The following is a 12,455-nucleotide window of genomic DNA, read 5'->3' as shown; positions in this document are numbered from 1 at the left end:
GGCGGGGCCGCCGGGTCCGACGTCATGGCGGGAGGCTAGAGCCGGTCGCGGCCCGTACCGGCTCCAGTCCCACTGAGTGGTCCGGCCCGGCCCGCGCTCCGCCTGGCGCGCGACCGCCAGGAGTCCGCCCCCGGAGCGTGCGGGTCCGCGCTGCCCGGCCCCGTCTACCGGGCCGGCCCGGCCTGTCCGAACAGCCGGCCCGGTAGCTCCTGTTAGTCGTCGATGGCCTGGTAGAGCGTGGTCCAGAAGTCGTGGACGAGCCGCGCCGAGTCGGGGGTGGACATCCCGACCTGGGTGAGCAGGATGCCGGTGAGCCGGTTGACCGGGTCGGCGTAGGCCGAGGTGCCGGTCCCGCCGTCCCAGCCGAACTGGCCGACGGGCGCGTAGTCGCCGCGGCGGGTGCGCACCGCCATCCCGAAGCCCCAGCCGCCGTGCTGCCCCTGACCGTGCGAGATGTGCACGCCGTCGGCGGCCATGGCGTTGCGGGCGGCGCTCTGCTCGGGCGTGAGCCGGTCGGTGGTCATCAGCTCGACCGCGGGCCTCGACAGGATCCGCCTCCCCCGGTGCGTCCCGCCGTTGAGCAGCATCGAGAAGTAGGCGTGGTAGTCGTCCGCGGTGGACACCAGCCCGCCGCCGCCACCCGGGAACGCCGGAGGCTCGCTCCACCGCCCGCCCTTGGCCTCGTCCCACACCAGGAACTCGCCGGTCCGCGGGTCGGGCGCGTACAGGGTCGGCAGCCGGTCGATCTTGTCGTCGGGCACGTGGAAGGCGGTGTCGGTCATGCCCAGCGGGTCGAAGACGCGCTCGCGCAGGAACTCCTCGAACGGCCGGCCGGTCACCCGGGCCACCAGCACACCGAGCAGGTCGTCGCTGATGTGGTACTGCCAGCGCTGTCCGGGCTGGTGCATCAGCGGCAGCTCGCCCAGGCGGCGCATCCACTCGTCCGGCTCGGGCATCGGCGCCGGCAGGTTGGGGGTGAGTCCCCGCTCGAAGACCGCGTTCATGATCGGGGTGCCCAGCGCCGTCATGTCCATGCCGAGCCCGAACGTGGAGGTCAGCAGGTCTCGCACGGTGATCGGCCGCCGTGCCGGCACGGTGTCGTCCAGCGGGCCGTCGACGCGCGCCAGCACGCGTCGGTCGGCCAGTTCGGGCAGCCACGGCTCGACCAGGTCGTCCAGCCGGATGCGGCACTCGTCCAGCAGGACCATCGCCGCCGCGACCGCGACCGGCTTGGAGGTGGAGGCCATCCGGAAGACCGTGTCCCGGCGCATCGGCGCGCCGCCGTCGTGGCGCATCGTCCCGAGTGCCTCGACGTGCGTGTGGCCGTCCCGGCCGACCAGGGCGACGAGTCCGGGGATCTTCCCCGAGTCGACGTGCCGTGCCAGCACGTCGTGCAGTCTGCGCAGCCCGTTCGCGGAGAAGCCGCCGCTGTCGTTTTCCATCATGAAGCTCCTTGCACGTAGTCGTTGAGCCTGTGGGACCTGCCCCGGCCCGGCGCCCGTGGTTCCGGCGAGCGGCGCACGGGGGCGGGGGCGGGGGCGGGAGTGGGGGGCGGGATTGGGAACGGGGCGGTTCGGCCACGGGGTTCCCGCCGCGGCTCCGCCACACCCGACTTGTTCGGCAATTCCTGAACATCTGCGACGCTACATTGCGTTCAATAATTCGTCAACATATTGGAGCAGAGTTCCCCCTACAGTCTCAGAGATAGGAGGTGAGATTGCAATGAACATGAGGACGAATGCAATGGGCATCCGAGCGTTCGTTGCAATGAGATGCGGGCGAACGCATGCCGTGCAGGGGACGCCGGAGCGCCGATCCCCGCGCGGGCCGGCACCGGGACGCGCGGGCGCGACACCGGGACACGCGGCACGCCCGAGGTCAGCGAGCGCCGGGACGGCCGCCGGGCGCGATCCATGGCGCGATCCATTCGGTCAGCTCGACGACGATGCCGTTGGGGTCGGTGAGGCGCATCAGCCACTCGCCCCACGGACTGCGCCGCAGCCGTTCGGTGATGGGCGCGCCCTCGGCGCCCAGGCGCGCGTGCTCCTCGACGAGATCCGTGACCGCGAACGCCACCACCGGCTGCGCGCTCCCCTCCCCCGGCCTCTCGGGGTCGCGTCGGAGCAGCAGGATGTCGGCGGCCGCGTCGTCGCGGCCCAGCCAGGTGAGATCCGGGGTGTCGAGCACCTCGCGGAAGCCCAGGTAGGTGGTGAAGAAGTGGCGGGATCCCGCGGAATCGTCGACGGTGAAGACGACGGTCGAGGCGACGATGTTCACGTTTCTGCTCGTATGTGATCGTTGACCACTTTTCCCCTCTATACGGTGATCCGTCCCGATCAAGGTTGCCGGTGCGGCCCGGCCGGGGCAACGCCGGATCTCGCAACGCTGCGTTAACCGCGGACTTAACGCCAGGGAGGACGCGCGGGAGATCCGCGGCGCCGGGGTCTGCCCGGCTCCGGCCGGGGAGCCGCGCTCCGGCCGCGCTCCGGCGCGCTCCTGCTTCTTGATCGCCCGGCCGGCCCGGGCCGCCGAGACGTGACGCCACGAGGTCCCCGCCCCACTCAGCGGGACTCCGTCCCCGGCGGGGGCCGCGGTCCGCATTAGCTTTCCTCCACCGTGACAGAGCCCGCGGCACGACAGGAGGCAGGGACATGAGCGCGAACATCAGCCTGGAGGGCAGGACCGCCGTCGTCACCGGAGCGGGCGCCGGACTGGGCCGCAGCGAGGCGCTCGCGCTCGCCGCGCGCGGCGCGGACGTCGTCGTCAACGACGTCGGACCGGGTGTCCGCGACGTCGTCGCCGAGATCGAGGCGCTCGGCCGCGGGGCCGTCGCGGTGACCGGCGACGCCGGCGACTGGTCCATGGGCGAGCGGCTCGTGCGGACCGCCGTGGAGACCTTCGGCGGGCTGGACATCGTGGTGAACAACGCGGGCGTGCTCCGCGACAAGATGCTGTTCAACCTCACCGAGTCCGACTGGGACGACGTCGTCCGCGTCCACCTCAAGGGCCACGCCGCGCTCTCCCGGGCGGCGGCCGTGCACTGGCGGGCGGCGAGCAAGGCCGCCGGCGGTCCGGTCTACGGCCGCGTGGTCAACACCTCCTCCGAGGCGTTCCTCTTCGGCGCCGCCGGCCAGCCCAACTACTCGGCCGCCAAGGCCGGCATCACCGCGCTGACCCTCTCCACCGCCCAGGGCCTGTCCCGGTACGGCGTGCGCGCCAACGCGATCTGCCCCCGGGCCCGCACCGCCATGACGGCGGCCGTGTTCGGTGAGAGCGAGACCCCCGAGGGCGGTCTGGACATCCTCGCCCCGGAGCGGGTGGCGACCTTCGTGAGCTACCTCGCCTCCCCCGCCGCGGACGCGATCAACGGCCAGGTCTTCGTCGTCTACGGCGACATGGTCGCGCTCCTGGCCCCGGCGACGGTCGAGCGGAAGTTCACCGCCGCCGACGGCGTCTTCTCCGCCGAGGAGCTCGACGCGCAGCTCACGCCGTACTTCAGCGGGCGCGGGCCGTACGAGACCTTCGCCGCCTACGGCGTGGCGCAGCTCGACACCACGGGCGTGCGGCAGGGATGAGCCTCCCGGCGGGCCGGCCTCCGGGACTCCCGGATCCGATCCGCCGGGAACGGCCCCCGGAAGCCCCGCCCGGTCCCCGGTCGGCCGGAGACCGGGACCGGGGACCGGGCGGGCCGCCGTCAGCGGGACGCGCGCCACCCGCGCGGCACGCGCCCGCGCGCCCCTCCGGGACTCCGGCGGCGCGTGCCGTGCAGCAGGGCGAGGGCGAGGAGCCCGTACGCCAGGGCGAACAGCGCGAAGACCGCGCCGTGCCCGGTGAACGCGGAGACGGCGGCGTAGGCGCCGTAGACTCCGACGGTCGCCAGATCCGTGCCGAGGTTCGCCAGGGAGGTGACCGTCGCCCGGCTCGGCCCGGTGATCGCCTCCTGGAGCCGCGCGTCGGCCACCAGGCTCGCCAGCTGGAAGGCGCAGAAGGCCGCCGCGACCGCGACGAGCCCGGCGGGCCGTCCGCTCAGCGCCCCGCCGGCCAGGGCGAGCGCGCCGAGTCCGAGCACGCCCGCGAACGCGCCGCCGCCCAGCCGCCTCCCGGCCCCGGCGAGCAGGCCGCCGGCCGTCACGCCCGCCCAGACGAGCAGCACCCACAGGGGCACGCTCCGCTCGGCGGCGCCGGTCTCCCGGACGAGCAGGGCGACGTACTCCTCCAGCGCGCCCCAGATCGCCGCCGTGGCGGGGACGAGCAGGAGCGCACGCCGTACGGAGCGGTCGCGGTGGACCTCGGCGAGCCCGGCGCGGAGGATCGCGGCGTACCCGCGCAGGCCGTCCGGTCCATCAGATCTGTCCGGCCCGTCAGGTCCGCCAGGTCCTTCGGCTCCGTCCGCGCCGCCGGGGCCGGTTCCGGGGGCGGGTCCGCCTGGCACGGCGGGCGCGGCGGGTCCGGCAGGATCGATGAGCCCGGCGGGTCCGCCTGGTCCGGCCGGTGAGCGCCGCGCGCGGTGCTCGGGGAAGGCCGCTCCGGCGGCCGCGCAGAGCAGGCAGGCGAGCACGCTCGCCACGCCCAGCGCCGGGTATCCCCCGGCGGCGAGCACCGGGCTCGCGGCGGCGGTGGCCAGCGCCACCGCGCACATGCCCGCCACCTCGGCGCGGCCGATGAGTCCGGCGTACCGGCGGGCCTCACCGAGGCGGTCGAGCTCCTCGTACACCAGCGCCTCGAAGGCGCCCGAGACCAGCGCGCCCCGCACCCCCCACAGGACGAACCCGAGGGCGAACGCCCAGTAGGAGGGGGCGGCGACCCATAGGGCGAAGCCCGCGGCGGCCGGGAGCGGCGCCAGGATCAGCAGGGTCCGCCGGGAGACCGCGTCGGCCCACACGCCGGAGGGGACCTCCAGCAGGATGCCGGTCAGCGACCAGATGACGAACAGCGAGGAGATCTCGGCGACGGAGAGCCCGGTGTCGGCGAAGAGCAGCGCGTACACCGGGTAGAGCAGGATGAAGTCGTCGAGGAACGTGTAGACGTGAACGGCGGCGACCAGCCGCCTCGCACGCGTGCCGGGCGTGCGCGAAGCAAGGATCATGAGGTCTTTCCCTGGGGGCGATTCGGACGTCCGGTAGCTCGGTGCTCCCGGCGGTCCGCGGCAGCGCGCCCCGCGCCGACCTCCGCTGCAGGGTTAATGTCGCCAAGTCATGACGGTGATTCTAGCCCCGGGTCCCTCTCCGCGGGCGTTGCCGCGAGGCCGGCTGCCGTGACCTTGCTGATCTGCGGAGCGTCCGGACCGGATGACATTTGTCATCCGGTTCCCCTACAAGATCCACAAATGTCCGGTGATATCGGCGACTGTCCTGGCGCGCACGAGAGGAACAAGATCGTTCTTGTAAGGACGCCTCCCTCCGTCAGGAGCTTTCGATCATGAGAAGAGCTTCCACGCGCCTTGTGAAGATCGCAGCGGTCACCACCGCCCTGCCGCTGGCCCTGGTGGCCGCCGGCGGATCGGCCGCCGCGGCGGGCACCGGCTCGGGCGCCACCGGACAGGGGACGATCGCCTGGGGGTCGTGTGCCGGCATGCGGCCCGCCGAGGGGCAGAAGCTCCCGCCCGGCACCGAGTGCGGCACGCTCACCGTCCCCCTCGACCATGCCGGCCCCGGCGGAAAGACCATCGAGCTGGCGCTGATCCGCATCAAGGCCACCGGTTCCGGCAAGCGGCTCGGGTCGCTGGTGTTCAACTTCGGCGGGCCCGGCGGTTCCGGTGTGGACATCCTGCCCCTGCTCGCTCCGGCCTACGCCGCGCTGAACACCCGCTACGACCTGGTCTCCTTCGACCCGCGCGGAGTGGAGCGCAGCTCCGGCGTCCGCTGCGGCGGGACCGCGGAGATGGAGGAGTACAACACGGCCGACGCCACCCCGGACACCCGGGCCGAGCGGGCGCGGCTGAGGCGGGCCACCGCGGAGTTCGTCCGGGCCTGCCGGAAGACCTCCGGTGAGATCCTGCCGCACGTCGGCACCGTCAACGCCGCCCACGACCTGGAACGGCTGCGCAAGGCTCTGGGCGAGGACAGGCTCGACTACTTCGGCATGTCGTACGGCACGCATCTGGGTGCGGTCTACGCCACGATGTTCCCCGAGAAGGTGGGCCGCTTCCTGCTGGACGCCCCGCTCGACCCGACGCTCTCCCTCCGGCAGCGCACCCTCGACCAGATGAGGGGGTTCCAGCGGTCGTACGAGGCCTTCCTCGACGGCTGCGCCGCCAAGGGCGCCGGCGAGTGCGTGCTCGGCGCGGACCGGAAGTCGGCCGACAAGAAGGTCCGCACCCTGTTGAAGCGCCTGGACGCCGAACCGCTGAAGGTCGGCCGGCGGAAGCTCACCGAGGGACTGGCGAGCACCGGCATCGGGGCGGCGCTCTACGCCCAGCAGGCATGGCCGGTGCTGGAGCAGGCCCTGGGCGCGGCGCTCAAGGGCGACGGCCGGATCCTGCTGGGCCTGGCCGACGGCTACGCCGGCCGCAAGGCCGACGGCACCTACTCGACCATGATGACCAGCTTCCCGGCCATCAGCTGCGCCGACACCGCCGAGCGGCCCAGCGCCGCGGCACAGGCCAGGACCGAGGCCGCGGCGCGGAAGATCTCCCCGCTGTTCGGCGGCGCGGGCCTGGGCAGCCTCTGCGCGGCCTGGCCGGTCGCCGGCGACGACACCGCCAAGAAGGTCGACGCCACCGGCTCGGCCCCGATCGTGGTGGTCGCCACGACCGGTGACCCGGCCACGCCGTACGCGTGGGGACCGAAGCTGACCAAGCAGCTCAGGACGGCCGTGCTGGTGACGTCCGAGGGCGAGGGACACGGCGCCTACGGGGTCAATGCCTGCACGACGAAGGTCGCCGACGCCTACCTGCTCGAGGGGAAGGTCCCCGCCAAGGGCACGCGCTGCGGTTCCTGAGCCCTCACGCCGCCGGCGGATCACCGGCGTCACCGCGGACCGGGGGCGGTGCCGCGGTGACGCCGGTCAGCTCCAGCGCCTGGTCCCAGAACCGCTCGGCGAGCGCGGCGTCGGTGGCGACCGGGGCGAGCGGCTGCTCCCGCTCCAGGTGGAAGTAGCGTCCCGTCACGCCGGCGACCTCCTCCGACAGGGCCAGCCTGGCGACGGGCCTGGCGCCGGTGGCCGGGCTCTTCCAGAGCAGTTTCGCGGCCTTGATCAGCCATCCCAGCGGCCCGCGCCGGTCGCCCAGACCGGTGCGGATGACCCCGGGGTGCACGGCGTTGACGGTCACCCCCGCGTCCTTCCAGCGCTCGGCGAAGCGCGGCACCAGCAGCAGGTTGCAGAGCTTGGTGTCGGCGTAGGTGCGCACCGGGTGGAAGTCCAGGCCGTAGGGGGTGCGCTCCGGGTCGGCCTGCCCCCTCAGGTAGAGCCCGGCGCTGACCTGGACGACCCGGGCCCGGGAGGCGGTCAGCAGCGGCTCCAGCCCGTGGTTGAGCAGGAACGGCGCGAGGTGGTTGACGACGAACGACCGCTCCAGCCCGTCCTCTCCGGCCGTGCACTGGCTGGGCCACAGGCCGGCGTTGTGGACCAGGACGTCGATGCGGCCGCACTCCTCGCGGAGCGTCTCGGCGGTCGTGCGCGCCGTCTTGACGGTGGACAGGTCGCCCACGACGAGGCGGACCGTCCCCGTGCCGGAGGCGGCCAGCGACGTGCGGGCGATCTCCCCCCGCTCCCTGTCCCGCGCGACCAGCACCACGTCGCACCCGTGCGCCAGCAGCCGTGCGGCGACGGCGTATCCGATGCCCCGGTTGCCGCCCGTCACCACCGCCGTCGGGGCGGCGGCCGGCCGGTCCCCCACCATGCTCTCCATGGCCGGAAGTGTAAGAGAACACGAAGGCCCCCTCCAGGTGAGGGTCGCGCACTCCGCTCCGCCCCGGAGGCCGGGCCGGGAACCGCGGCGGGGCGTTCCCTCGCGCGTCCTCGCGCGCCCTCGCGCGTCCTCGCGCGTCCTCGCCGTCAGAACAGCCCGGGGCCGCGCAGGACGGCCTCCGCGCCGCCGTCGAGGTAGACGACCTGTCCGGTGATGTGGGTGTTGGCCGGGCCGGTGATCCAGCGCAGCGCCTCGGCGACCGCCTCGGGACCCGCGGGCCCGTGCAGGGGCATCGGCACCGCCTCCTCCATGACCCTGACCATCGCCGGATCGGCGAAGAGCGGCTCGGTCATCGCGGTGCGCACGACCCCCGGGGCGATCGCGTTGAGCGGGATGCCCGCGCCCGCCCACTCGGGCGTGACCGCGCCGCGGCGCAACCATTGCGCCAGCGCGGCCTTCGACGACGGGTAGAGCCGCACGCCGGCGCCCCGTTCGACGGCCTCGCCCGCCAGGTCGAGCGCGGCCCGCTCGTCCCCGCGCAGGCAGGCCGCCACCACCTCGGCGTCCACCGGCTGCGTGCCGCTGATGGAGCCGACCACCGCGGCACGCGGCCGCTCGGCCCGGGCGAGCGCCGGGCGCAGGCCCTCCAGGAGCGCGACCGCCCCGAAGTAGTTCACCCGGACCGTCGCCGGGGTGAACGTGGAGACGCCCGCGCAGGCGACGACGCCGTCGAGCACGCCGCCCGACCGGTCGAGCACCGCCTCCACCGCCGCCGCCCGCCCTTCGGGGACCGCGAGGTCGGCGCGGACCTCGGCGTCCCGCAGGTCGATCCCGATCACCTCGTCGCCCTGGGCGCGCAGCAGGTCCGCCAGCGCCCGGCCGATCCCGGAGGCCGTCCCGCTCACCGCGATCGTGCGTGTCATGTCCGTCGCTCCTGTCGGTCCCGCCCGTGCCGGGCGGCGTTCGAGCGGGGGGCGAGCAGCAGGCGGCAGGCGAGCCGGATGTCGTCCTCGGTGCCCGCGAGGGAGGAGCGCCCGTTGAGGCTGGACTGCAGCACGCCGTACCAGCACTGCAGCAGGAGCCGGACCAGGGTGACGTCCTGGTCGGTGGGCTCGTCGATGCCGAGGACCCGCAGGATGATGCCGTGGAAGGTGGTGTCGATGCGGACGGCGTCGGCGGCCGCGGTGGCGCTGGCCGCGTTCGCCGACTGGAGCATCGCGGTCGCCAGCGCGGGCTTGCCGAGCAGTTGCCGGCTGGCGCTCACCAGCACGTCGCCGACCGCGTCCTCGGGGCCGGTGCCGGGCCGGGGCTCCGGGAGGCTCTCGTCGAACCGGTCGATCAGCTCGGCCATGACGGCGGTGAACAGGTGCGTCTTGGAGGGGAAGTACCGGTACAGCGTGCCGATCGCGACGCCGGCGGCCTTCGCGACCTCGTGCATCTGCACGCGCTCGAGACCCTTCTCGGCGCCCATGCGGGCGGCGGCGCGGAGAATGCGCGACTGCCGGGCGTGCTGCTCGGGTGAGCTGGGCTCGGCCGGCGGCCTGGCTTCGGCGATCCTCGGCACGGTGTCCCCCGGAAGGTGTCTGCGGTGCGGGAATGACAATACACACCGGTTCGTACGGGTCCGCCAAACGCCGATACCGGTGAGTGGGACGTCCGGGACGGGCCGTCCCGGCGCCTCGCCCGCGGGCCGCGCCCGGCCGTCAGATGAGGTCGTCCTCGACGCGCAGGCCGAACTCGCTCCTGCCGTAGAGCGCCAGGGCCCGCTCGACGTCGTTGGCCACGTGCACGCTGCCGGCGTGCGCGTCGCGCCAGGCGCGCTCGACCGGGTTGCCGCGCCGCAGCGAGTTGCCCCCGGCGGTCTTGAACAGGATGTCGATCGCCTCCAGCGCCCGCTCGGTCCCGCGGACCTGGTCCCGGCGGACGCGCAGCCGCAGCTCCATCGGGATCGCCCCGCCCCGGACGGCGTGCCCGTACACCTCGCGCACGTTCCGGTCCGTCTGCAGGACCGCGGCGTCGATCTCCGAGGCGGCCCGCGCCACCGCGACCTGGGCGAACTGGTCCTCGGCGAACCGGCCGCCGCCGAGGCTGAGCCGTACCCGGTCGCGCATCGCGGCCAGGTAGGCGCGGTGGCAGCCCTCCGCCATGCCGATCACCGGCGCGGTGATCGCGGAGGTGAACAGCGTCGCGAACGGCATGCGGTACAGCGGGCCGGTGTTCACCTTCTGGCCCGGGCCGCGCAGCCGGGACTGCTCGTAGTTGCGCATCACGCGGTGCTCCGGGACGAAGGCCCGCTCGACGACGATGTCGTTGCTCCCGGTGCCGCGCAGGCCGATCACGTCCCAGACGTCCTCGATCCGGTAGTCGGCGCGCGGGACCAGAACGCTCAGGAAGTCGACCGGCCGTCCCTCCGCGCCGACCAGTACCGCGCCCAGCACGGCCCACGAGGCGTGGTCGCAGCCGGAGGAGAAGCTCCACCGGCCGGACATCTCGTAACCGCCCTCCACCGGGGTGAGCCGCCCCATCGGCGCGTACGAGGAGGAGACCAGCGTGCCCGGGTCGCTCCCCCAGACCTCGTCCTGCGCGGCCTCGGCGAACATGCCGACCTGCCACTGGTGCACGCCCAGCAGGGCGGCGACCCAGCCGGTGGAGCCGCAGACCCCGGAGACCTCCCGGACGACCTCGTAGAACTCCACCGGGTCGCTCTCCGCCCCGCCGTACCGCTTGGGCTGCAGCATGCGGAAGACCCCGGCGCCGGCGAGCTCGGCGACCGTCTCCGCCGGGATCCTCCGGTCCTCGTCGGCGGCCGGGGCGCGGCCGGCGATGCCGGGCAGCAGCGGGCGCACCTTCTCCAGGACCTCGTTGCTCATGTTCGGCGCTCTCCCGTGTCCACTCGTGCCGGCGGGTGCTGACCATGATGGTCCGCCGCCCGCGTCACCGCCAGGCTCGGGCATCCCGGCCACCGGGACTCCCCGGCCCTCCGGCGGGCCCGCCGCTCTACCGTTCCGGCATAGAGGACATGCGCCGGTGAAGGGACTGGGTCAGCGTGACGACGATCGAGACCGGGCAGGACGGCATCCGCGCCATCGAGACCGGCGCCGTTCCCACACGCTTCGCCCGGGGATGGCACTGCCTGGGCCTGGCCGGGAAGTTCAAGGACGGCAGGCCGCACACCGTCCACGCCTTCGGCTCGAAACTCGTGGTCTTCCAGAGCAGTGACGGCAGGCTGAACGTGCTCGACGCCTACTGCCGGCACATGGGCGGCGACCTGTCGCAGGGCACGGTCAAGGGCGACGAGATCGCCTGCCCGTTCCACGACTGGCGCTGGGGCGGCGACGGCCGCTGCAAGAAGATCCCCTACGCGCGCCGCGTCCCGCTCCGCGCCCGCACCGCCGCGTGGACCACGCTGGAGCAGGACCACCTGCTGTTCGTCTGGAACGACCCGGAGGGCAACCCGCCCCCGGCCGAGGTCGCGATCCCCCGCATCGAGGGGGCGACGAGCGACGGGTGGACCGACTGGCGCTGGAACGAGACCGTCGTGCACACCAACTGCCGCGAGGTCGTGGACAACGTCGTCGACATGGCGCACTTCTTCTACGTGCACTACTCGTTCCCGACGTACTTCAAGAACATCTTCGAGGGGCACACCGCCACCCAGATCATGAAGGGCCTGAGCCGGCCGGACGCCCGCCCGCCGTCGAGGAAGGGCCAGCCGGGCATGCTCGGCAACACCTCGGTGGCGACGTACCACGGGCCGTCCTTCATGATCGACGACCTGACCTACCACTACGAGGGCATGGACCTCAACTGCGTCCTGATCAACTGCCACTACCCCATCGACGCGAACTCCTTCGCCCTGCACTCCGGCATCATCGTGGAGCGCAACGAGCGACTCGGGCCCGACGGGGCCGAGGAGATGGCCGCGCGGCTGAGCGACTTCATCCTCAAGGGATTCGAGCAGGACGTGCGGATCTGGAAGAACAAGACCCGCATCGACAACCCGCTGCTGTGCGAGGAGGACGGGCCCGTCTACCAGCTGCGCCGCTGGTACGAGCAGTTCTACGTCGACGTGGCCGACGTCGGGCCGGAGATGGTGGAGCGCTTCGAGTTCGAGCTGGACACCACCCGGCCGGTCGAGGCCTGGCGGAAGGAGGTCGAGGAGAACCTCGCCCGCCGGGCCGCGGCGGCCTCGGGCGGGACCGCTCCGGATGGAGCCTCCACGGGCGGTGTCTCCCCGGGCGCTGTCTCCCCGGGCGGGACCGCATGACCGTCCGTCCCGACGAACGCCTGCTGGACGGCGAGCCGATGCGCCCGGTGCGCTGCCGCACGTGCGGCGCAGGCGTCCAGGCGCGCAAGGCCAGCTGGCACCAGACCAGCGTCCAGTGGAGCGCCGAGGCCATGGCGGCCTGCCTGGAGCGGCGGGCCGCCGCCCCGGTCAGCGGCCCGAACGGCGGCTGCTTCGCCGCCTGCGAGGCGCTGCGCGCCTCGATCGTCCAGGCGGCGCTGGACGGCGAGCTCCCCGTCCCGGACGACGGCGAGGACGGACCGTGACCGGCCGACCGGCCCCGGTGCCCCGGACAGGGCCGCGGCCCGCACGCCGGGCCGC

The 12,455-nt window shown here is 73.6% G+C and carries 11 protein-coding genes; 4 read left to right on the top strand and 7 right to left on the bottom strand.

Features of this window, described 5'->3' with window-relative positions; all coding sequences use genetic code 11:
- Positions 1–212: 212 nt before the first annotated feature.
- Complete coding sequence (locus ACFOWE_RS12705) at positions 213–1,442, bottom strand: serine hydrolase domain-containing protein (protein WP_377287576.1); 1,230 nt, start codon at positions 1,440–1,442, stop codon at positions 213–215.
- A gap of 436 nt (positions 1,443–1,878) precedes the next feature.
- Positions 1,879–2,277, bottom strand: a complete 399-nt coding sequence (locus tag ACFOWE_RS12700; RefSeq protein WP_377287479.1) for a VOC family protein — start codon at positions 2,275–2,277, stop codon at positions 1,879–1,881.
- 374 nt (positions 2,278–2,651) lie between these two features.
- Here ACFOWE_RS12700 and ACFOWE_RS12695 point away from each other — a divergent pair, with 374 nt between their 5' ends.
- Entirely contained in the window at positions 2,652–3,575 is a 924-nt protein-coding gene (locus ACFOWE_RS12695) for a 3-oxoacyl-ACP reductase (RefSeq protein ID WP_377287478.1), read from the top strand.
- A gap of 119 nt (positions 3,576–3,694) precedes the next feature.
- On the opposite strand, the gene ACFOWE_RS12690 is transcribed toward ACFOWE_RS12695, so the two are convergent.
- On the bottom strand, positions 3,695–5,086 hold the full coding sequence (locus tag ACFOWE_RS12690; RefSeq protein WP_377287477.1) for an MFS transporter: 1,392 nt from the start codon (positions 5,084–5,086) through the stop codon (positions 3,695–3,697).
- Between the two features lie 332 nt (positions 5,087–5,418).
- Between ACFOWE_RS12690 and ACFOWE_RS12685 the strand changes: the two genes are divergently transcribed.
- The gene (locus ACFOWE_RS12685) at positions 5,419–6,939 is read left to right on the top strand and encodes an alpha/beta hydrolase (RefSeq protein ID WP_377287476.1); all 1,521 of its coding nucleotides are present in this window, start codon (positions 5,419–5,421) and stop codon (positions 6,937–6,939) included.
- 4 nt (positions 6,940–6,943) lie between these two features.
- Here ACFOWE_RS12685 and ACFOWE_RS12680 read toward each other — a convergent pair whose 3' ends face one another.
- The 4 genes from ACFOWE_RS12680 to hsaA all read right to left on the bottom strand — a co-directional run bounded on the left by ACFOWE_RS12680 (position 6,944) and on the right by hsaA (position 10,719).
- On the bottom strand, positions 6,944–7,849 hold the full coding sequence (locus tag ACFOWE_RS12680) for an SDR family NAD(P)-dependent oxidoreductase (protein ID WP_377287475.1): 906 nt from the start codon (positions 7,847–7,849) through the stop codon (positions 6,944–6,946).
- 146 nt (positions 7,850–7,995) lie between these two features.
- On the bottom strand, positions 7,996–8,772 hold the full coding sequence (locus ACFOWE_RS12675; protein ID WP_377287474.1) for an SDR family oxidoreductase: 777 nt from the start codon (positions 8,770–8,772) through the stop codon (positions 7,996–7,998).
- Positions 8,769–9,413, bottom strand: a complete 645-nt coding sequence (locus ACFOWE_RS12670; RefSeq protein WP_377287473.1) for a TetR family transcriptional regulator — start codon at positions 9,411–9,413, stop codon at positions 8,769–8,771. Before ACFOWE_RS12670 ends, ACFOWE_RS12675 begins: the two co-directional genes overlap by 4 nt.
- A gap of 139 nt (positions 9,414–9,552) precedes the next feature.
- Positions 9,553–10,719: a 3-hydroxy-9,10-secoandrosta-1,3,5(10)-triene-9,17-dione monooxygenase oxygenase subunit gene (gene hsaA, locus ACFOWE_RS12665; RefSeq protein ID WP_377287472.1), complete on the bottom strand. Its 1,167-nt coding sequence runs from the start codon at positions 10,717–10,719 to the stop codon at positions 9,553–9,555.
- Positions 10,720–10,895: 176 nt separating this feature from the next.
- On the opposite strand from hsaA, the gene ACFOWE_RS12660 reads away from it, so the two are divergent.
- Positions 10,896–12,116, top strand: a complete 1,221-nt coding sequence (locus tag ACFOWE_RS12660) for a Rieske 2Fe-2S domain-containing protein (protein ID WP_377287471.1) — start codon at positions 10,896–10,898, stop codon at positions 12,114–12,116.
- The gene (locus ACFOWE_RS12655) at positions 12,113–12,400 is read left to right on the top strand and encodes a ferredoxin (RefSeq protein ID WP_377287470.1); all 288 of its coding nucleotides are present in this window, start codon (positions 12,113–12,115) and stop codon (positions 12,398–12,400) included. Before ACFOWE_RS12660 ends, ACFOWE_RS12655 begins: the two co-directional genes overlap by 4 nt.
- Positions 12,401–12,455: the final 55 nt, after the last annotated feature.

Source organism: Planomonospora corallina (genome assembly GCF_042650625.1).
In the GTDB taxonomy this organism is placed as follows: Bacteria; Actinomycetota; Actinomycetes; order Streptosporangiales; family Streptosporangiaceae; genus Planomonospora_B; species Planomonospora_B corallina.
The sequence above is the reverse complement of the archived record's forward strand: the minus strand, read 5'-3'. Positions and strand labels throughout refer to the sequence as shown.

What these genes read in the sequence shown, in the direction of transcription:
- ACFOWE_RS12705 (WP_377287576.1), bottom strand. Translation starts at nt 1,442, where the DNA reads ATGGAAAACGACAGCGGCGGCTTCTCCGCGAACGGGCTGCGCAGACTG.
- ACFOWE_RS12695 (WP_377287478.1), top strand. Translation starts at nt 2,652, where the DNA reads ATGAGCGCGAACATCAGCCTGGAGGGCAGGACCGCCGTCGTCACCGGA.
- ACFOWE_RS12690 (WP_377287477.1), bottom strand. Translation starts at nt 5,086, where the DNA reads ATGATCCTTGCTTCGCGCACGCCCGGCACGCGTGCGAGGCGGCTGGTC.
- ACFOWE_RS12685 (WP_377287476.1), top strand. Translation starts at nt 5,419, where the DNA reads ATGAGAAGAGCTTCCACGCGCCTTGTGAAGATCGCAGCGGTCACCACC.
- ACFOWE_RS12680 (WP_377287475.1), bottom strand. Translation starts at nt 7,849, where the DNA reads ATGGAGAGCATGGTGGGGGACCGGCCGGCCGCCGCCCCGACGGCGGTG.
- ACFOWE_RS12675 (WP_377287474.1), bottom strand. Translation starts at nt 8,772, where the DNA reads ATGACACGCACGATCGCGGTGAGCGGGACGGCCTCCGGGATCGGCCGG.
- hsaA (WP_377287472.1), bottom strand. Translation starts at nt 10,719, where the DNA reads ATGAGCAACGAGGTCCTGGAGAAGGTGCGCCCGCTGCTGCCCGGCATC.
- ACFOWE_RS12655 (WP_377287470.1), top strand. Translation starts at nt 12,113, where the DNA reads ATGACCGTCCGTCCCGACGAACGCCTGCTGGACGGCGAGCCGATGCGC.